Genomic DNA, 21,062 nt, shown 5'->3' with positions numbered 1-21,062 from the left:
TCTAACTTTTAGTTAGATATATTTAACATTTTTTCTTGCTTCAATCTTGTTTTTGATTAATTCAAGAAGTGAGAATAAAGTAGATAAAATAAGTACATAAATCGGAATTGAAATTAAGGTTCTGAATATGATTGGTATCATAATGATTAGATAATTATTTCCTACTGTGTAATTACGTTTTAAGAATAAGTTTGCATAATTAATGAAGACATAAGGCCCATAAATTCATCTACATACAATCATAACAATCAGAACAATTCCAATAATCATAAATAAGTTTATGAAATAACTTGCAATTCTCTTATTTTGATCTTGTTTTGTGTATACATAAAGCATTATGAACAATAGAACAAAAGTTAGAATAAATGAAATTGCAATTATTATGTATAAAGTTGCATCTGTAAGAGCACCAACTCCAAAAATTTTACTGATTTTAAGACCTTCAATTAACTTAGTTTTTTTATTCTTAAAAAAGAATTTTGGATTATCTGAATTTGATACTAAAACCACTGTAAGGAAGGTAGAAAAGAGTGAAATAAGTATCATTACAAATGTCGCAATAACTGCTTTTATTGATTTTGTCTTATACATAAAAATGAATAGTTTTGCAATCAATACAACTGCAATTGGAACTATTGCATACATTCAATATCAAGATCAAACTCCACCATTAAATAATAGTGCAAAAAAGTCTGATGCAACTCCTAAAAGTGCTGCTTTATAAGTTGTGAAAAAGATTGCATAGATAATGTAAAACACATATTCAAAATTTAATCCAACTTTTGAAAGTGCTGTAAATTTAACAAGTGTCTGAACTATTAAAAATAGTCCCATTGTTATTCCGGCAATTGACATTTCATAAACATCAAATTTAAATTCAACATTTTTTAATCTTGAAAACTTGTTTTCAGATTCTGAATTGATTAAATAAATTAATTCATCAACTTTTTCAATTGAATTTCTTTCCTTATCAGAAAGGCATAAGGTGTTTATAAAGAGAATTTTGTAAATAACATCAACAAGTGGTATTACTGCTGTTAGATAAAGTAAATTTATAAGGTGTTTTTTATTACTTAATACAAAATGCATTCTCGGGTTAAAGGTGTAATAACCATTTTTAACTTTTTTAGCTAGCTCACTAGTATCGTAGAGCGATTTAAGAGAATAAATAACCCAAATTATTGGAGCAAAAATTAAGTATGTATATCATTGATTATTCTCAACTACATTTGATTTTCCTAAAATTGCTAAAACAACAAATGTAACAATTATTAAAAAGGTTATTATTTGAGAAATTGATTTAATTATCATCTTTTTATTTAAAAGACTTCTAAATAAATCATTGATATATCAATGATCACCTTTATATTCTAATATTTTTATAAATTTTGGCTTAATAGTTCTTTGTCTTCATATATTTTTGTCTTCATATATTTTTGTCTTCATAATTTTTTTATATTATAAGTAATAAGCAAATTTTAGTAAGTAAAAAAGATAAAAAAACAACTCCCAAAAGGGAGCTGTCTTTCATAACAAAAAAACAAATGAGGTCAGCGATTTCTCGCTGATATGGAGCGAGTGAAGGGAATCGAACCCTCACAGTCAGCTTGGAAGGCTGAAGTTCTACCATTAAACTACACTCGCATTCGTTATTGGTGTAAATATTATAACACACAATTAATTTTTATAACGAAATTTTTTAAATTTTTTATTTTCTCGCACAAAGCAAAGCAACATCTGGCGCGCCCGACAAGACTCGAACTCGTAACCTTTAGGGCCGTAACCTAACGCTCTGTCCAATTGAGCTACGGGCGCATTTATGGAGGCACCAACGGGATTCGAACCCGTAATCAAAGTTTTGCAGACTCATGCCTTGGCCGTTTGGCTATGGTGCCTTGTGCTAACTTATTATAGTATATTTTTTATACTATGAAAATTTTTTTATTAAATTTTTAAACAATTTAATGCACTATTTATAAATCTGATAAAAACATATATTTATTAACAATAAATATAGAAATAAATTGGTTTTATTAAGTTTTTTTAATTACAAAAGCAAATAAAAACACCATAGTTTGCACTATAGTGTCTTAATATCTATATAAATTATTCTTCAACTACTTCAGCAACATCTTCATCTGAGTTATTTTGTGATGCTTGTTGTGCATTTTGAGCATTTTGTTGAGCTGATGCATTAGCAAAGTTTTTAATAACTTCTTCAACTTGGTCTAATTTTGTTTTAAGAGCAGGAATGTCTTTTTTGTTAATTAATTCTTGTAATTCACTAATTAATTTTTCAGATTCTGCTTTAGCTTTTTCATCTAATTTGTCACCTTGTTCAGCGTTAGCTTTCTTAATTTGGTCAATTAATGATTCAGCTCTAACGATTGTTTCAGCTTCTTCTTTACGTTTTTTGTCAGCTTCTTTGTTTAATTCGGCTTCTTTAATCATTCTTTCAATTTCTGCTTCTGATAATTTTGAAGAGTTTTGAATTGTGATTGATTGTTCTTTATTTGTTTTAACGTCTTTAGCTTTAACTGTTGTAATACCGTTAACGTCAATTGAGAAGCTAACTTCGATTTGAGGAATTCCTCTAGGAGCTGGTTCAATACCTGAAAGGTTGAATTGTCCTAATAATTTGTTGTCTGAAGCCATTTCTCTTTCACCTTGAACGACTGTAATTGTAACTTCTGTTTGGTTATCTGCAGCTGTTGAGAAGATTTGAGATTTTGTAACTGGGATTGTTGTATTTCTTGGGATAAGTGGTGTAGCAATACCTCCAAGTGTTTCAATACCTAATGTTAATGGTGTAACATCAAGTAATAAAATGTCATCAATGTCTCCTGCTAAAACAGCACCTTGAATAGCAGCACCGATTGAAACAACTTCATCCGGGTTAATTGAACGGTTAGGTTCTTTACCTAATGTTCTTTTTACCATTTCTTGAACAGCAGGCATTCTTGTTGACCCACCAACTAATAATACTTCGTGTAAGTCGTTAGCTGTAATTCCAGCTTCTTTTAAAGCATCTTCAATAGGTTTTCTTGTTCTATCTAATAAGTTAGCTGTCATAGCTTCGAATTCGCTACGTTTTAATTCTAATTCAACGTTTAATGGTCCGTTTGGTGTGATTGCTAAGAATGGTAAGTTAATAGCAGCTGTTGATTGGTTTGATAAATCAATCTTTGCTTTTTCAGCTGTTTCTTTTAATCTTGACATAGCCATTTTGTCGCTTCTTACATCAAAATCGTATTTTGATTTAATTTGTGAAATCATTCATTCAACAATGGCGTGATCTCAGTCATCCCCACCTAAGTGGTTGTCTCCTGAAGTTGATAAAACTTCAAATGTTCCGTTTTCTAATTCAAGAACAGAAACATCAAATGTTCCTCCTCCTAAGTCATAAACAAGAACTTTCATTGATTTATCAGTTTTTTCTAAACCGAATGCAAGTGCAGCTGCAGTAGGTTCGTTGATAATTCTAAGAACATCTAATCCAGCAATTTTACCTGCGATTTTTGTAGCTTCACGTTGAGCATTGTCAAAGTAAGCTGGAACTGTAATAACAGCTTTAGTTACTTTTTTACCTAATTTAGCTTCTGCATAATCTTTCATATATTGTAAGATCATTGCTGAAATTTCTTCAGGTTTGTAATCTTTTCCATTTAGCTTAACTGTTTTATCTGTTCCCATTAATCTTTTAATAGAAACAACTGTGTTTGGGTTTGTTTCAACTTGTCTTTTAGCAGCATCACCAACAATAATTTCATCTCCTTTAAATGCAACTACTGATGGAGTTGTTCTTTTCCCATTAGGGTTTTCTAAAACAACAGGTTGTTTATTTTCAATAACAGTAACAACAGAGTTTGTTGTACCTAAGTCAATTCCTAATACTATTTCTTTAGCCATATTTAATCTCCTTTTGCAATAAAATGTTTTTTTATCCTCTTTTTAATGTGAATATATTATAACAGAAATTTAGCAAAACAATAATTTATTTGCTAAATTTTTTTATTTTACTTTTGAGATAACAACTGATGCAGGTTTAACTACTCTATTACCAATTTTTAAACCATATCTAACTACTCTTATAATAGAATTGTCAGCTTTATTATTATCGTGTTCGATTTGAACAACTTCTTGAGTGTGAGCATCAAATTCTGAACCTACAATTGGGTCAATTAATTGAGCACCATTTTCGTTAAATAGATTTTCAAATTGTTTTGCAACAATTGAAAATCCAAAGCAGTAGTTTTTAACAACTTCATTATCTGAATTTAAACCAGCATTCATAGCACCCATATAATTGTTATATGGCTCCATAAATTCTTCTAAAAACTTAGATAATGCATATTTTTTGTTTTCTAAAACTTCTTGTTTTTTTGCTTCATTAGTTTTTGTAACTAATTCTTCATATTTTTGCTTGAAGTTTGCATCTAATTCTTGAAGTTTTAATTTGTATGTATATTGATCTAATTGAATTTTATTTTCTAATTCTTTAACTTTTGCATTTAAAGAATCAATTTGTGAAGATAATTGAATTTTTTCTGCATTAAGTTTTTCAATTTCTGCAGCTAATAATTCTTTCTCTTTATCATTAGCTTTTGATTCTTCTTTTTTAATGTGTGAAATCTGAAGTTTTATGTCTTTTAAATTAACATAAGCTTTTTTAGCACGGAAGTCTTTAAAAACGTAATCACTTGGAAACACTAATTTGATAGTTAATTTTTTATTAAATTTTTGACCAATTAAATATTTGTCAAAATCAGGTAAGTATTCATTTTTGCCAACTGTGATTGTTTTTTTACCTTTAAATTCAATAATTTCTTTTGAATCTAAGAAAAGCTCAAATTCAGCAGTAATTTTATTACCCTCAAAAATCTTTCCCTTTGTTAAATAATTATTCATTTTTCTCCTCTTTTGCTCCTATTTTTTAAATCAAGATTATTTTTTCTTATTGCTTAAAATTCTTTCCAACATCGCAAGCGCAGTCTTCATATCATCATATTTTGAAGTAGTAGCACCTACTATAGCTATTTCAGTGATTTGATTATGATTGCTAATTTTCTTAGACATATATGTTCCTGAATTATCAATTTGAATTCTTATGTTTTCCTCATCTTCAATTTGAGATTCAATACTTTCTCAAATTGAGTGATTTTCAATCAACTCAATCATTTTTGAAAGGTCTTCTCTTTGAATATTTTGACTCAAGATAATGTTATTTTTTCCATAAACATTATTTTTATTTCTTGTTCTAGTCTTGAAGTTACCAAAAACATTTCTAACAAATGAGTTGATAAGCTCTTGATATTTTTGAACCGCTTCTTTTAAAATAGGTTCTAAAATTGCAACAGTTTCAGGAATTTCACAAAGTGGTTTATCAACTAATCTTTCTTTGAAAATTCTTACTGCTGTTTTAACATCAGTCATTTTAAATTCGTTATTTTCAATATTTAAAATTCTTGAAAATACATCACCATTTGATGTAACTAATACAATTGTTGCTTTTGTAGGTGACAATACAACTAAATCAATACTTTTAAGAAGTGTTTGATCATCGATATTATTAGTTGTAATCATTGTATAACCTGACATATCTGCAATAATTTGAGCTGCTTTTTCAACTGTATTATCAATATCAACTTTTTTGTTTGCTAATATAGCTTCAATTTTGTTTTCAAATTCAGATGTCTGTGGTTTAGCAAGATATTTAGCATAATAATTAAGACCTAATAAAGTAGGAATTCTTCCACTTGTTCCTGACTCTTTTATAAGGTAACCTAACTCTTCAAGCTCACCTAAAATGTATCTCATTTTAGCACTTGAAAAATCTAATTCAGGATGTACCTTACTATATTTTTCAACTAAATATGCGCTACTTACAGCGTTCCCTGTTTCAATGTAAGCTTGAACTGTAGATCTTAAAACTGGTTCGTGTTTTGGTTTTAATCTTGTGTAATCTGAAGTTTCTTTTTTTGTTTCCATAGAAAATATTTTAGCATAAGTTAGCAAAAAACAAAGTTAATTGCTAAAATTATTTACAAAATGAATTCTTCTTTAATTTAATAAAGAAGTCATTTGCTGAATTAACAATTAACTTTGTTTTTTAATTACATAATAGATAGCATTATCACTAAAATCTAATGCATTTTGGGTTTCTTTTCCTAAACTATCTCTATGTGCATATTTATGAATTTGTTTAATTCCAGCTTCATTTAAAAGCGACATAATTTCATGAAAATCATAATAAGATAAAACACCTTTTTGTCCTTCTTGATAGTAAATAAAGTCACCTTTATCTCAGTTAGAAATATTTTTAAACTTAATTTCTTTTTCTTGCTGCTTAATTAATTTTTCTCTATTAATATCACCTTTAGCTTCGTGAGCACTAAAAACCATGTATCCATTAGGTTTTAGTGCAGTATAAGCATTTTTTAATGCATTAATTTTATTAATTCTATAAGGAATGCACATTAATGAATTGAATGTGAAGATCATAAAATCGTATTGCTTTTGATATTTATAATTTGATAAATCAACTTCATAAAAATTCACATTTATGTTAGTTTTGTTTGAATGATTTTGAGTTAAATATTCTTTAGCTTTTTTAATTGAATTTTTACTAATATCATAGCCATCAATGTTTAAAAATCCCAAATCAATTGCTCCAAATATAAAACGTCCAGTACCTGTTCCTAAATCTGCAATGTTTGCAGTTTTAGGAATATTTAGATTTTTTAGTCAATATTTTTCAGCATTTAAAATACCAACATTTTCAATAGCTTCAAAATAATGTTTCAGTGAACTATCAGTATCATAAACTGAAGTTAACTCATTAACAGACATAGTAATAGTTTGTGAATTTTTCATAAAGCAATTATATTAAAAGTTAGATTATCACGCTCGATTTTTAGACTAATTCATAAGCTGCACAAAGATAAAAAGCTAATATTTAATTTACAAAATTAAATAAATACACTTTTTTAAAAAAAGTATAATATATAAGCAATTTATAAATAGCTTTATAAATTATCAAAAGTTTAGTTTAGATATAGAAAGGAAGCAAAATTATGAAAAAAGTTGCTATTAACGGATTTGGAAGAATCGGAAGATTATTCTTACGTAGATTATTACAAACAAACTCAAAAGATATGCAAGTTGTTGCTGTTAACGACTTAACAGATCCAGCTACATTAGCTCACTTATTAAAATACGATACAGCATACCACACATTACCAGTTGATGTTGAAGTTAAAGAAGGTGCTATTGTTGTTAATGGAAATGAAATTAAAGTTTTATCAGAAAGAGACCCTGAAAACTTACCTTGAGCAGAATTAGGAATTGACCTTGTTGTTGAATCAACAGGATTCTTCACAAAACGTGAAGGTGCAGAAAAACACTTAAAAGCAGGTGCTAAAAAAGTTGTTGTTTCAGCTCCATCAGATAAAGATGTTAAAACAATCGTTTACAACGTAAACCACAACATCTTAACAAGCGAAGACAAATTAATCTCAGCTGCTTCATGTACAACAAACTGTTTAGCTCCAGTTGTTAAAGTTTTAGTTGACAACTTTGGAATTAAAAGTGGTTTCATGACAACAGTTCACGCTTACACAGCTGACCAAAGATTACAAGATGCTCCTCACAAAGACTTAAGAAGAGCACGTGCAGCAGCACAAAACATTGTTCCTACATCTACAGGAGCAGCAAAAGCTATCGGATTAGTAGTTCCAGAAGCTACAGGTGTTTTAAGTGGTTCAGCTCTTAGAGTTCCTACAATTACAGGTTCAGTAGTTGACTTAACAGTTGTTTTAGACAAACAACCAACAGTTGAAGAATTAAACGCAGCTGTTAAAGCAGCAGCAAGTGAAACATTATTATATACAGAAGCTCCATTAGTATCTTCAGATATCGTTGGTGCTACATATGGTTCAATCTTTGATGCTCAATTAACAGACGTTTTAGAAACAGAAAATGGAAGACTTTACAAAGTTATTTCATGATATGACAACGAAATGTCATACGTTTCACAATTAGTTAGAACAGTAGAACACTTCGCTAAATTATAATAATCAATGGCACAGCTATACAGCTGTGTTTTTTGTTACTCATCTCAAAAACTTAATATAATTAATGATATATTAATCATATTAAGGAAAAAATATGCCTTTTACATTAATCGCAATTTCTATAATTCAAGTTATCTTAGGTTGATTTGTTATTTTCGAAAAATCTGGTCTTTTATTCTACAAATCACTTCTAAAATTAACTAATGCAAAAATTGAACAACTTAAAACTTGAAATAAACAAAACAAAGTGGTAAACATAAAATATCTTGAAGGTAAAGATTATCTATTGAAAACTATCCAAAACAAGGTTATTATTCCTGCAATAGTGCTATTTTTCGTTCATGTAGCTTTATATGTTGTTTTATTTTTAGAACTATTTTTACTACCTGGCAATGATCGTTTTAATGAAACATATAAAACATTATCCCCGATAGTTGTTATACCAATTAGTTATTTACAATTCTTTTCATTGTTTATTATTCCTTACTTTTTTGTGTTCAAGAAAAGGTTAAATGATGAATTCAAGAAAGCTAAGAAAGTTAGATTTAGTCCTAATGTAGAAATGTTTGAAGGAGTTGAATTAACTGAACCACAAATGTCTGACATAAACTTATTCAAATTTAATGATAAAAACCCTAGATTAATTATTTGAAAACCTATTGTGTTCTATGGTAAAGCCAAATCATTTAGTTCAATTTTCCCTATTAATATAGTTTCAAGAAAAATGAAAAACAGAGCTGACATTGAAAAATTATCATACTTTTTATTAAACTTCGATTCAATTGGAGATTGGCTCAAATCAGAAGATAAGCAAGTTTATGTTAAAGTATATAGAGCATTATTTGAAACTCAAAATTTCTTATAAATTAAACTATAAAACTACTTTTAAAGCTTGCTCGCTAGCTTAAAACTAGTTTTTCTTATTATCAAGTTAACTGAAAACACTTTTTATTTTCTTTAAGTTCATAAGTTGTAAAAAATAATATAATATTAAAATATTATATTATTAGGAGGGTTAAATGATATATGACAAGTTTGTCAACGCAGGTAAATATGATTACGGCAATAGTAGTTTAAGTAAAGCCATGAATTTAATTAATTCATATGATTTTGATAATTTACCATATGGTGTAACTAATATTGATGAAAATATTAGAATAGTGAAACTTAATTACACACCATTTTATAACCATTTATTTGGTGAAATTCATAATAGCACTATTGATATTCATATTAATTTACTTGATAGAAAAGAAATTGTTTATTATGATTTAAATCCAAATAATATAAACAATGAAATTTTGAATGAAAATAAAGATAATGATGTTAAATTCGTTCAAATGAATTCATACGATAATAAATTAATGTTAAACAAAAATGAGTTTGTTCTTTTCTTTGAGAATGAGACACATATGTTTGATTTATTAGACAAAAATAGTCCAAAAGACAAGATAATAATTAAAATTAAGACCAATAATTAATTAGGAGAAATTTATGTACTCAATTAAAAAAATATTATTAAGACCTGAGTTTTTTGACGGTTGAACTGATGTAACTATTAAAGGGTGAGTTTCATCAAACAGAGGAAACAAAAAAATTCGTTTCATCGAAGTAAACGATGGTTCAACTATTTCAAACTTGCAAGTTGTCTTCAAAGGCGAAGCTTTTGATTTTGACTTATTAGACCAAACTAAACCTGGTTCAGCAATCATTATTAAAGGTTCATTGCATGCAACTCCAAATGCACCTCAACCAATTGAATTAGTAGCTACAGAAGTTACAGTAAAAAAAGTTGATGAAGATTATCCAATTCAAAACCAAGAAATCAACCTTGAAACATTAAGAGAAATTCCACACTTAAGACACAGAACAAACTTAATTAAAGCAATTATGCTTGTTAGATCAACATTAGCTCACGAAATTCACAAGTACTTTATTTCAAAAGAATTCTTCTTAATGGCTTCTCCAATTATTACAAGTAACGATGGGGAGGGAGCTGGAGAAACTTTTATAGTTTCAGATAACGAATCAAAAGATCCATTCTTTGGAAAATCTAAGAAAGCTACATTAGGTGTTACTGGACAATTACACGGTGAAAGTTACGCAGTTGGAATGAACAAAATTTATACTTTTGCACCTACATTTAGAGCAGAAAACTCAAACACAAAAAGACACTTAGCAGAATTCTGAATGATTGAACCTGAAGTTGCATTCTACAACTTATCAGATGTTATTCATTTAGCAGACGATATGCTTAAAGTTGTTGTAAGAAACACATTAGCTAAAAACAAAACTGAAATTGAATATTTAGATAAAGTAACAAACAATGGTTTAATCAAAAGATTAGAACACTTTGTTGAAACACCTTTAAAAATCATCGATTATAAAGAAGCAATAGAAGAACTTAAAAAAGTTGCAGATACATTTGAAAACAAGGATATTTACTTCGGTTTAGATTTAGCTTCAGAACACGAAAAATACTTAACAGATAAACTTTATAAAGGGCCTGTTGCAGTAATTAACTTCCCTAAAGATTTCAAAGCATTCTATATGAAACAAAACGAAGATAATAAAACAGTTGCTGCATTTGATTTATTAGTACCTGGTGTAGGAGAAATGATTGGTGGTTCTGAACGTGAATCTGATTATGATAAATTAGTTACACGTGTAAAAGAATTAGGCATTGACCAAGAAGACTTACAATGATACTTAGACTTACGTAGATTTGGGCATATGTTAACTTCAGGATTTGGAATTGGATTTGAAAGATTAGTTATGTATGTCACTGGTACAGAAAACATTAGAGAAACAATTCCATACCCAAGATCAAACGGAAGCATCAAAATGTAATTTAAACACTCTTTATGAGTGTTTTTATTTTAAAAAAGACGTGTAAATAATATAATAATTAAATAAAGGAGTTTAATGAAATTAATATTTAACGATTTGCCAATTGGAGCTCACTTACTCATCTTAGCCGTATTTTTTGCAATTTTAATTGTAATACTAACTTTTGCACATTCTTTCATTCAAAAAACTGTAAGATTAACAAATTCATATAAACAAGTACAAATTCAAAAATGAAGTGAAGAAAATAAAGTTGTGAATAAAAAGTATTTAGATGGAGCTAAAAAGATTTTTAAATATATCACTATACCATTTGTTATGCTTTCTGCTTGAATTTTTATCTCACTTGTCTTTTCTATTATGGATATAGTATATTCAGCTAGAGAATTAAGTATTAGTGATTCACTTGATACATCTGTTTTATATACATTAATAATAGCATGCAGCTGCATAATAATCACATTAATGTTCATTTTTCATATTGTTATGTATTCTATACAATATGAAAAATTTGTTAAATTACTTAAACAAATTAAAAATAGCAAAATACAATGAAAAGAAAATGCAAAACTATTCACTAAAGCATATGACAATAATGGAAGCTCAACCGACTTTGAACTTAAAAATATTGGCGCAAATAGCGACTTCAATAAATTTATGAATAATGGTGTTATAGGATTAGCTGTCAAAGGTGCAAGAGAGTTGTTTGCTCCTAAATTGTGAAAATGAAACAAAGAAACTTACAGCGATATTACATATTTTGTATTTAATTTTGAAGATATCGAAGAATTTTTAGTTAATGAAAATGATTCATATGTTAAAACTTGAAAAGAATTAAATCAAAAGTAAATGAAAATCAACTAGATAAAAATTCTAGTTGATTTTTTTAATTAATAAAACTTTTTAATTAATTGGTAAAGTGATTCTATAACATTTGTATCATCAACATGCATTGAATCAACATTTACATATTGAGTGTCAAATAATGCATAGTATAGAACCTTACCCTCTTTAAATCATTTAGGTAATATTGCGTTTTTATATAATTTTGTGAAATTTGGAAGTCTATATGAGAGTGTTGTTGCTCTGTTTTTGATTATTAATTTGTCTAATTTCATTTTTTTAGGAAATTCTTTAGTTGAAATTTTTGAATAGAAATAATCTGCAAGATCTTTATGTTCTTCTGTTATATCAATAATTTCTCAACCTCTCATTGTTTTATGTCATACACGAGCTACTACAATGAAGTTTTTAAATAATAAATATGAGAAGTATCCGTTCATTAAGATTAAAGCAATGATAATAAGTAAGTTTGTTATTCTAGTAATACCTTTGTCAGTATTTGTTCCTAAAAAATCTTTTAAAAAATATACTGATGCAAGACAAATTGCAAATACATTAAAAATAAATTGCAGCGAAATTAAAATAATTAACATAATGTAATGAAAGTTTCAATATTTATTCATTCTTTCATCAATTTTGTAAGAATTAAAGAATTTTTCATTATTTTGAAAATGTACTGCATTCATTTTTGTATGATTAATGAAGTTTCCATAAATAATAGCAATAGATGCAAACAGCAATAGTCCTGTACTGCTAAATGCAACTGCTAATCAAAAAAATACACTTGACATAAGACCCCCTTTTGGTTTAATGATATTTATTTTAATAATTTTACATTATTAAAATTAAAATAAAAATAACTAGATTAATCTAGCTATTTTTCAAATTTATATAATCATTATATTAATGGAATTTCAGCTTTGAATGAATCTCCAATTTTGTTGTTTTTAAAACTTGTAGGATCAAAGATATTTGCATCATAGATAATTACAACTTGCTCTTTTTGTGAGTCATATTTAGCTCATTTACTATCTTGGGGATATACTGCCTCTTCTCTATCTTGAGCAATCATTTTTCAATTTGAACCATCTTTATTTAATTCATCTAATATAGCTTGAACTTTATCTGCCCTGTCGTAGTTAATTTCAGTTAAACCAACTATGTCAAATCCTAATGCTTTAATAATTTTTGAGATTGCTATATATTTGAAATCTCTGGTACTTAGGAATGTTTCATAATCATCAGATGTTCCATAGTTTAACACATTTCAGTGAGCTATACGAAGTGCGTTAGCATCTTTTCTATGTAAATCTATAGAATGGTTTGAATGTGGTAAAGTAACATTATTTTTAACTTTAACATCAGTTCATACAGGGGCATGATCTGATAATCTAGCTCTAATTGGTTCTTTAGGTTTATTACTTGTGTAGTAATTTAAGTTCATATCTTCAGGTGCAAGCACATTGTTTCTAAATGAACTTCAAATATCAAATTTAAATGCTAATTCAGGCGTATTAACTTGTGTCAATGTTTCTAAATATTGTTTATTTTTGTTCTTAAAGAACATTTTATCATATGGTTGTGAATATACACCATTTGTTCTACCTAATGATGTGTAGTGAGTCTTATCGTCAGCTTCGCCTAAATTAGTAATTGTAAATTTATAGCTTTCTGGATAAAGATTTTGAATACTGAAGAAATCAGCACTAATGTTTGTATCACCACCAAAAATAACAAAACTATTATCTTGTGAAATTGATTCAAAATGTCTTGCTACATTTGGTAATCCTAAAAATTCAGAAACTTCTTGAGCTCCTGCTGATTTTGGTTTACCATTTGCTGTTTTAATATTGAAGTAGTCTGTATTTATTGATTGTTCATCTTTAGCATTTTTAGCAACACCTGGAGAGTCTAAGTGGGCGAAAATTGTTGTGAAGTATGTATTGTCATTTTTAAGTTTAAATTGTGCTCCAAAAGGTGGTCTAACATATACTGTTCTTTTTTCGCTATTAATAATGTATCCTTCAGGTTCTTCTGGATTAACAGGTTCTGGTTGAGTTTCAGGATCAGGTTGAGGGTTAGGATTCTCATTTCCTGGATTAAGATTGTTTGGTTGTGGATTTGTTGGTTCTACAGGAGGATTTTGAGTACCTGGGTTATTTGTTGGAGTAGTTGGTTGTTCTGCTGGAGTTGTAGTTGTTTCTTCTCCAAATAAGAAGACTTGTTCTCCACCTTTGTTGTGTAGTTTATCTCAGAAACGAAGAGTAACCTTTTTATCCTTTTTGTTAAATCTACATCTAATTTTCTTTGTTCTTAATCTTTTATTGTTAGCATCCGTTTCATTTCTGTATAAGTCATGTTTTCTTCTGTCGAATCTAAAAACAAATTCTTTAACAGTTCCTTTTTTAACAAAAACATTACCATCATCATCTAATGTTAAATCAAATTCAACTTCTTTTGTGTTGTTTTGATCTAATGATTCTACATAGTTTGTTAATGTTTCTTTTGTATTATCTAATGAAACTGAAACACTGAGAGGTTGAACTGATAATGATGGTTTAGGTTGTTCTGGATTAGATGGGTTTTGTCCATCAACTGGAGTTGCTGGTTTATCTGATTCTGTTGACTTGCATGAAACAGCGACAGTGGCAACTGTTGGTATTGAAATAAGTGAAGTTAAAAGTAATTTAAATTTAGTTTGCATATTGTGCCTCCTTAACTTAATTTAATATGAACTTTACATACTTTTAATTGTAATAAATTTACGAAATTTGTTAAGGTTAAATTCAAATTTAATTAATTTTTTTCACATTTTGTGAAAATTAAAAAAGCAAAACCTTTTTAAGATTTTGCCTTTGTTTTTCAACTTTTTTGAATTCTTATTTAATATTTGCATATGGAAGATACTCAGCTGATACTGTGTATCCTGTTGGTAATGAAGTTTGAATTTGACTATTAATGTATTCAACTGATAAGTTTGAAATATCTTTTCTTGAACCAATACTGTTAACTAATTTCTTAGTTGCATTTTCCCCTTCACCTTCATTTACATATTCATTGCTTGTGTAATAGAATTCTGTGTAAAGTTTAAATACATCTAAGAAGTATCATTCACCTGTTTTTCTATTTTGGAATTCTAATCAGTAACTATTTGCAAGTTCTGGTGAATTTCCACGAATTACTTGGATGTTTGTGATACCTAATGTAAATCCAATTTTTGCAAATAATTCTGCAAATGATTGAACGTTTGTACCAACTTTAGCTTTTCCTTGTAATAACTTTTTGAATGATTGTTCATAACCTTCTTGTAAAGTTACATCTATTGTTGCTTCTAAGTTTGTTGCTCTTCTAGGTAACTTGTATTGATGAGTCATGATTGCATCAATTTCTTTATCAATAGCTTTAGTTTCATCATTTTCAACACCATTATTTGCTTTTAATAAAGCAATTTTTTGAAGCTCAATTTCTTTTAATCTTGCAATATCCATCATCATTTGGTCATAAATTGGTTGACAGTGATCAAGATACTTTTGGAATGTTTCTCTATCTTTGGCTTTAGTTGTTGATGCTTCTAATTTCATTCTAGCATTTTGGTATTGTCCTTGTAATGATGTGAAGTATCCATATGCTGTAAGAGGTTCTGTACCAAATCAAGCTAAATATTTGTGTGTTTGGAAGAATTTAAGTGGGTCACCACTAAATTCAGATGCCTCTTCAGGTGTAAGAGCTGTTTGATTGAACTCTGTAATATTATGAGATGTTATCTTATTAATGTTATCAATTGAAATTTGTTTGAAGATTTTGAAATCATCTGATGGTTCATTTGTATCTGGGTTTAATCCATCAATGAAGTATAAAGGTGAAAATCCTCCTCCAACTCCCATTAATGATTGAGTCATAATGTTTCCATCTTTATCTCTTTTAATTGTGAATGATTGCGATTTTTGTATTAATAAGTTAACAATATTAGAAACCATATCACGTTCTTTAGAAATTGTTGAATCATAATCAAAGTTTAATAATGAACCTTGAATTGTTTTAAAGAATGATTGGAAAAGTGATGAAGAAATACCTGAATTAGTTTTGTTAACTACTGAGAAATTGATTGTGTAACTTCTATCAGCTGCATTTTGTTTAAGAATTCTGTTATTTGAATCTCTTGTTTCATCTTCAATAATAGCATCCATAAATGGAGAATTTTTAAAGTAAATTTTAAGAGCTTCTTTAACATCTTCTAATGAAATGAATTTGGCAGGATCTTCGTTGAAGAAAACAACTTTCATTAATGAATCAATTTTTGAAATGATTGCAATTTGTTTTTCTGAATAACCAGCAGCTTCTAACTCTTTAGCAGCTAATTTTTGAATTGCAACTTTTTCGAAATCTTCAACTTTTTCAGTAGGGTGTTTTGTGTTTGTATCTTTTGAAGCGTAATAGTCATTAAGTAATGTTGCAACACTACCAACTAATGTACGTGCCTTATCTTTTGCATCATTATTTGCATCTTTTAATGTTTCTGAAAATACTTTTTCATCTACTGAAATTGATTTGTGGTTTTCGCTAATTGTATATAACTTATCAGCAACAATTTTTACATCATCGTTTTTAATATCGAATGAATTTTTGAATAAGAAATCTCAGTATGTGAATGTATAAGTCATAACATTACTGTTATCAAGTTCTTTAAATAATTGAATTAAAGCAGGTTTTTGTTCTCATTCTTTAAATTTAGCTATAACATCAGCATCTTTACTTCTCTCTTGTGTTCTTTTTACAAATGAGTTATTGACATCATAGTTTTTAGCAAATTTTACAGTAACATCATCTTCATATAAACATGAGACTGCTGTAAGTGGCATTGTTACAACTGCAGCTGTTCCTAGTAAAAATGGGAAAGCTTTTTTAGAGAATAATTTTTTCATAAATAACTATCCTAGCATTTCAGAATATCTTCAAGATTTAATTCCAGCATATGTTATGACTGAACCCATCAAGAATAATAAGCATGAAAATGCTAAACCTCCTATTGAATAAGCTTTTGTGTATTGATATGATTGTAAAATTTTAGCATCTAAGGTAGTTTTTTTAATATCAAGTAATGATTGAACATTATTAATTAAAATTGATAAACCAATAATTGCAACTAATGCAACCACTGTTAATATTGCTCAAATAACAACTTTTGTTCTAACGTTTTTCATATACTATCCTTTAATTGTTGAACCTTGTCTACTGATTGATGCCATAATACGTTTTCTAAAGATTAAGAAGAATAAGAACACAGGAATAATTGAAAGAAGTGATGCAGCTAATTTAACGTTTTGCATTGTGTTTGCTCCTGATTCTGGATCACTTGGATCGAATCCGGCTTTGAATAATCACACTGACATAACTTGTAAGTCTTGACCACCAATTGTAGAAATAAGAGCTGGCCATAAGTATGAGTTTCATGAAGCAAGAGATGTAAGAATAACGATTGTTAATGTTGTTGGCATAACCATTGGGAATGCAACTTTGAATAAGTATTTCATTCCTCCAGCACCATCAACAAGTGAAACTTCTTTAATTCTTCCGGGGATTGCTTCGAAAGCATTTTTATACATAACTGTATTGAAAATACTTGCTGTGAATGGGAACGCAACTGCTAATAAGAATGTAATGTAAGTTTTGTAAAGTTTTGTTTTAAGAACAATTAAGTATTGTCCTGATAATAAGGCAACTTCTGGTAACACAAGTAAAGCAAGGGCAATAAATCACACAAGTCCTTTTCCACGTCAGTTTCTTAGTGAGAATGCATAACCCATTAAGAATGTAACAAAGACTTTAAGTACAACTGAAATAATAACGTTGAACATTGTGAATACAAAGGCCTTACCATAACCTGTTGAGAATGCTCTCTTATAAGTGTTAGCTACAACTTCAGATCATGAAGCAATAACAAGGTGCCCTTCTATGTATGTTTTTCCTTCTGCAAATGAAGGTAAGAATTTAAATTGTTGTTTTAATGATTGAGATTCACCATCGTTCATTAATGAAATTGAGATCATGTAGAAGAATGGGAATAGGATAATAACTCCAAATAATGCAAGTAAGAATAATTTTAATGCTGATGAGGTAAGAACTTTTGAAAATGAAGTCTCTTTAACTTGACTAGCTGACTTCTCTTGATTTTTGCGCAATTTCTTTTGCATCATGCGCTTGTGTATTCATAACTTTAACTCAAACATTTCTTTCTCCTAAGTTATTTAATGTTAACTGCATCAAGAAGAATCCTCCACGGATCATTGATGAGAATATTACCCCGATCACGAATAGCGAGATACTTGCTGCTCCGGCTAAACGTCTGTCCCCTGTAGATGTAGCGTAGTACACGAACATCATAAGAGATGAACCCCCGTTGTTTAAAGCGTTATTTGGTTTGTTTTCAAATAATGCTAATGGGAATACTTTAAGACCACCAATAATTCCTAATGTAATTAAGAAGTTAATTGTACTTTTAATTGATGGTAATGTAATTGCGAAAAATTGTTTAACTTCACCTGTTCCATCAATTGATGCTGAACGGTATAAGTTTTTATCAACACCCAACATAGCTGTTGTGAAGATTAAGATATTGAAAGCAAGACCACTTCAAATACCATTAATAATCATAGCTACAAGAGCATTGAATGTGTAAGGATCACCTGTTGTTAATCATGGAATATTTTTTCCGATTAATTGGTTAACAAGTCCATATGTACTGAATAATTGAATGAATGCTAAAGAAACAGCAACGGCATTTGTAACATAAGGCATGAAGAATACTGTTTGTCAAAATCCTCTAGCTCACTTTCTGTAAAGCTTAGCAATAACTGATGATACTACTAAGGCAATCATCATAACAAATGGAAGAACAAATAAACCATAGATAAATGAGTTTCTAACCCCAACAGCAAAGTATTGGTTTGTGAAAACACTTGCATAGTTTTGTCCTGTTAATGATCCTGTTTCTGTTGTTAATGATTCATAAATATTAATGAATAAAGGTGTAATTGTGAATAATGATAACAATATAACACCTGGTAATAAGAATAACATCGGAATTCAAAACGGTGTTTTCTTATCTAAAATTGTGTGTGATAAAGTAGATTTTCTTTTCGCTTGTTTTTTTATAGATCAATTAAACAAGAAAGGAAAATTTTCTTGTATAAAACTATGAAACTTATTTCTTGATATCATATTCTATTCTCTCTTCAGATAAAGCATCGAAAATGTGTAATTTCTTCAATGGTACATCGAAGTAAATTTCATCATTTTTAGCAAATGAGTAGTTGTTGTCTAATAAGAAGTTAATTCTTCCTACTCCTTCAACTAAAACAACTAATTTACTTTCTTTTCCGAAGTTTTCTACCACTACTACTTTACCTTTGAACATAGAACCTTGTTCTTTTGATTTAATAATGAAATCTTCTGAACGAACACCAATGTTTAATGTGATGTTGTCTTTATTGTCGTGAAGTTTGATTTCTGGAAGTTTTACGTCAGCCATTGTAACTACACCATCTTTAACTTCTGATTTGAATAATCCCATTTCTGGCATACCAAGGAATCTTGCAACGAATTGGTTTCTTGGTTTTGAGTAAAGTTCCATTGGTGTACCCATTTGTTGAACTCTAGCAGTTGACATACATACGATAATGTCTGAAATAGACATAGCTTCCTCTTGGTCGTGTGTAACGAAAACTGTTGTAATACCTAATGATTGTTGGATTTCTCTAATTCATTGACGAGTTGAGATACGTAATTTAGCATCTAAGTTTGAAAGTGGCTCGTCCATTAAAAGAATTTGAGGTTTTTTAACAATAGCACGTGCAATAGAAACACGTTGTTGTTGACCTCCTGATAAACGAGTAGGTTTCTTTTGTAAGATGTGAACGATTTCTACACGTTTAGCAACTTCCATAACTTCGTTGTGAATAGCTTTTTTAAGACTGATAACTTTCTTAGATAATTCTCTAATTTGTTCTCTGTCTTCATCTGATAATAAAGCAAAACCAATAGTTTTTCTTTCTCTTTTCATTGCTTCTTTAACAGAATATTTGTCTTCAAGTTCTTCAACAATACTGTAGAAGTGTTCTTCAGCTACTTTTGGTAATCTCTTTTCATCAGAAACTAATCCTAAGTATTCTTCATCTTCTTTCATTGTTTTGTTGTATTCTGCTTTAGCGTCTAAGTATGCAGCTTTTTTTTCTGCTTTTTCTACTTGGTATCTAGCAATGATTTCTTTTTGTTTTAATAAGAATTTGTAACGAGTTAATAATTTAATAGCTTTTTGTTCTAATTTAATAATTGCTATTCTGTCTTTTAAGACTAATTCACTTAAATCAAGTTGAACTAACTCAGCTGTGAAATCTTGTAAACTATTAATTCTTTCTTGATACTCTTCTTCTGATTTTGGTTTTGAGAATTTAAGAATGCTCTTGTCATATGAAGCTAAGAATTCTGATTGTTTTAATTCATTTTCATTAATTAACCCATTAGCTTTATCATGAGCGAACTTGTATTTAATGTCTTGGATTTTTGTCGCTGAATCTTGTTTTGTTTTTTTGTTAGTTTTAATAACATTCTTTGTTAATACTGAAATTTCTGCATTTTCGTGAACTACTGAAACTGAATAATCAGTGTGTGCTTTTTCAAGTTTGTTACTGATTCTTGAGTATGCTTCACTAACTTGACGTGAAATTTCAGTTTTAACTAATTTATAGTTTTTGAATGCTTTATTTAAGTGTTCAATTTCTGCTTCAGAAGCTCCTAATTTTCTTAAGTAAATAGAACGAATTCCATTTTTAGCTTCTTCTTTTTCTAAATAGAATTTTCTTTGTCATTCTGAGTCATTTCTTAATGGGAATGCAATATTGTGGTAAACACTCATGTGTGGGTATAAAGCATAGTTTTGGAAAACAAACCCAATTTTTCTGTTTTGAGGTGTGAAGTCAGTAACATCTTTACCTCTGAAAAGAATTTTTCCTGATGTAACTGTTAATAAACCTGCAATAGCATTAAGAGTTGTTGTTTTACCTGAACCAGATGGACCAAGTAATGTAACTAATTTTCCTTCTGGAATTCTAAAACTAACATTATCAACAGCTAATGTTTCACCGAAGTCAATGTTTAAGTTTTTTAATTCAATAGCAGGAATAGAATCAACATCAGTTGCTTCTAATTCTGAAACATATTGATTAATTTTACGAATATCTGCTTCGTGAGCTGATGAAAATGTTGTATTTTCTTTTTGTTTCATTTTATCCTTTCTTAATAAGA

The 21,062-nt window shown here is 28.8% G+C and carries 17 protein-coding genes and 3 tRNA genes; 5 read left to right on the top strand and 15 right to left on the bottom strand.

Annotation, left to right across the window (positions count from 1 at the left end):
* Window positions 1-12: 12 nt before the first annotated feature.
* The 8 genes from VBM90_RS01000 to VBM90_RS00965 all read right to left on the bottom strand — a co-directional run bounded on the left by VBM90_RS01000 (window position 13) and on the right by VBM90_RS00965 (window position 6,873).
* The gene (locus VBM90_RS01000) at window positions 13-1,446 is read right to left on the bottom strand and encodes a hypothetical protein (protein WP_323176534.1); all 1,434 of its coding nucleotides are present in this window, start codon (window positions 1,444-1,446) and stop codon (window positions 13-15) included.
* A gap of 124 nt (window positions 1,447-1,570) precedes the next feature.
* Window positions 1,571-1,644 (bottom strand) — tRNA-Gly (locus VBM90_RS00995).
* Between the two features lie 94 nt (window positions 1,645-1,738).
* Window positions 1,739-1,815: transfer RNA gene (locus VBM90_RS00990), tRNA-Arg, on the bottom strand.
* A 5-nt stretch (window positions 1,816-1,820) separates the two neighbouring features.
* A tRNA-Cys gene (locus VBM90_RS00985) sits at window positions 1,821-1,895 on the bottom strand.
* A 211-nt stretch (window positions 1,896-2,106) separates the two neighbouring features.
* Entirely contained in the window at window positions 2,107-3,909 is a 1,803-nt protein-coding gene (gene dnaK / locus VBM90_RS00980; RefSeq protein WP_323176533.1) for a molecular chaperone DnaK, read from the bottom strand.
* A 102-nt stretch (window positions 3,910-4,011) separates the two neighbouring features.
* Window positions 4,012-4,908, bottom strand: coding sequence for a nucleotide exchange factor GrpE (grpE, locus tag VBM90_RS00975; protein WP_323176532.1), 897 nt, complete (start codon window positions 4,906-4,908; stop codon window positions 4,012-4,014).
* Between the two features lie 36 nt (window positions 4,909-4,944).
* Entirely contained in the window at window positions 4,945-5,988 is a 1,044-nt protein-coding gene (locus VBM90_RS00970) for a heat-inducible transcriptional repressor HrcA (protein WP_323176531.1), read from the bottom strand.
* A 108-nt stretch (window positions 5,989-6,096) separates the two neighbouring features.
* Window positions 6,097-6,873, bottom strand: a complete 777-nt coding sequence (locus tag VBM90_RS00965) for a class I SAM-dependent methyltransferase (protein WP_323176530.1) — start codon at window positions 6,871-6,873, stop codon at window positions 6,097-6,099.
* Between the two features lie 197 nt (window positions 6,874-7,070).
* On the opposite strand from VBM90_RS00965, the gene gap reads away from it, so the two are divergent.
* From gap to VBM90_RS00940, 5 genes are all read left to right on the top strand, one after another.
* Entirely contained in the window at window positions 7,071-8,072 is a 1,002-nt protein-coding gene (gene gap, locus VBM90_RS00960; RefSeq protein ID WP_323176595.1) for a type I glyceraldehyde-3-phosphate dehydrogenase, read from the top strand.
* 94 nt (window positions 8,073-8,166) lie between these two features.
* Window positions 8,167-8,937, top strand: coding sequence for a hypothetical protein (locus tag VBM90_RS00955; protein ID WP_323176529.1), 771 nt, complete (start codon window positions 8,167-8,169; stop codon window positions 8,935-8,937).
* A 154-nt stretch (window positions 8,938-9,091) separates the two neighbouring features.
* The gene (locus VBM90_RS00950; protein ID WP_323176528.1) at window positions 9,092-9,553 is read left to right on the top strand and encodes a YhcH/YjgK/YiaL family protein; all 462 of its coding nucleotides are present in this window, start codon (window positions 9,092-9,094) and stop codon (window positions 9,551-9,553) included.
* A gap of 13 nt (window positions 9,554-9,566) precedes the next feature.
* A complete protein-coding gene (gene asnS, locus VBM90_RS00945; RefSeq protein WP_323176527.1) occupies window positions 9,567-10,922 on the top strand; it encodes an asparagine--tRNA ligase in 1,356 nt (451 codons plus the stop codon).
* A gap of 75 nt (window positions 10,923-10,997) precedes the next feature.
* Window positions 10,998-11,768 (top strand): hypothetical protein, encoded by a 771-nt coding sequence (locus VBM90_RS00940; protein ID WP_323176526.1) that lies wholly within the window; start codon window positions 10,998-11,000, stop codon window positions 11,766-11,768.
* 41 nt (window positions 11,769-11,809) lie between these two features.
* On the opposite strand, the gene VBM90_RS00935 is transcribed toward VBM90_RS00940, so the two are convergent.
* From VBM90_RS00935 to VBM90_RS00905, 7 genes are all read right to left on the bottom strand, one after another.
* Window positions 11,810-12,553, bottom strand: coding sequence for a hypothetical protein (locus VBM90_RS00935; RefSeq protein WP_323176525.1), 744 nt, complete (start codon window positions 12,551-12,553; stop codon window positions 11,810-11,812).
* A gap of 107 nt (window positions 12,554-12,660) precedes the next feature.
* Complete coding sequence (locus VBM90_RS00930; RefSeq protein WP_323176524.1) at window positions 12,661-14,466, bottom strand: hypothetical protein; 1,806 nt, start codon at window positions 14,464-14,466, stop codon at window positions 12,661-12,663.
* 175 nt (window positions 14,467-14,641) lie between these two features.
* Window positions 14,642-16,684: a hypothetical protein gene (locus VBM90_RS00925; RefSeq protein ID WP_323176523.1), complete on the bottom strand. Its 2,043-nt coding sequence runs from the start codon at window positions 16,682-16,684 to the stop codon at window positions 14,642-14,644.
* A gap of 6 nt (window positions 16,685-16,690) precedes the next feature.
* Window positions 16,691-16,963: a hypothetical protein gene (locus VBM90_RS00920; protein ID WP_257088842.1), complete on the bottom strand. Its 273-nt coding sequence runs from the start codon at window positions 16,961-16,963 to the stop codon at window positions 16,691-16,693.
* A 3-nt stretch (window positions 16,964-16,966) separates the two neighbouring features.
* On the bottom strand, window positions 16,967-17,956 hold the full coding sequence (locus tag VBM90_RS00915; protein ID WP_323176522.1) for a carbohydrate ABC transporter permease: 990 nt from the start codon (window positions 17,954-17,956) through the stop codon (window positions 16,967-16,969).
* Window positions 17,913-18,980, bottom strand: coding sequence for a sugar ABC transporter permease (locus VBM90_RS00910; RefSeq protein ID WP_323176521.1), 1,068 nt, complete (start codon window positions 18,978-18,980; stop codon window positions 17,913-17,915). Before VBM90_RS00910 ends, VBM90_RS00915 begins: the two co-directional genes overlap by 44 nt.
* Window positions 18,964-21,042, bottom strand: coding sequence for an ATP-binding cassette domain-containing protein (locus tag VBM90_RS00905; protein WP_323176520.1), 2,079 nt, complete (start codon window positions 21,040-21,042; stop codon window positions 18,964-18,966). The genes VBM90_RS00910 and VBM90_RS00905 overlap by 17 nt, the downstream gene beginning before the upstream one ends.
* Window positions 21,043-21,062 lie beyond the last annotated feature (20 nt).

This window comes from Mycoplasma sp. 2704 (assembly GCF_034863285.1).
Lineage (GTDB): Bacteria > Bacillota_I > Bacilli_A > Mycoplasmatales > Metamycoplasmataceae > Mycoplasmopsis.
This window is presented reverse-complemented; position numbering and strand designations above follow the sequence as displayed.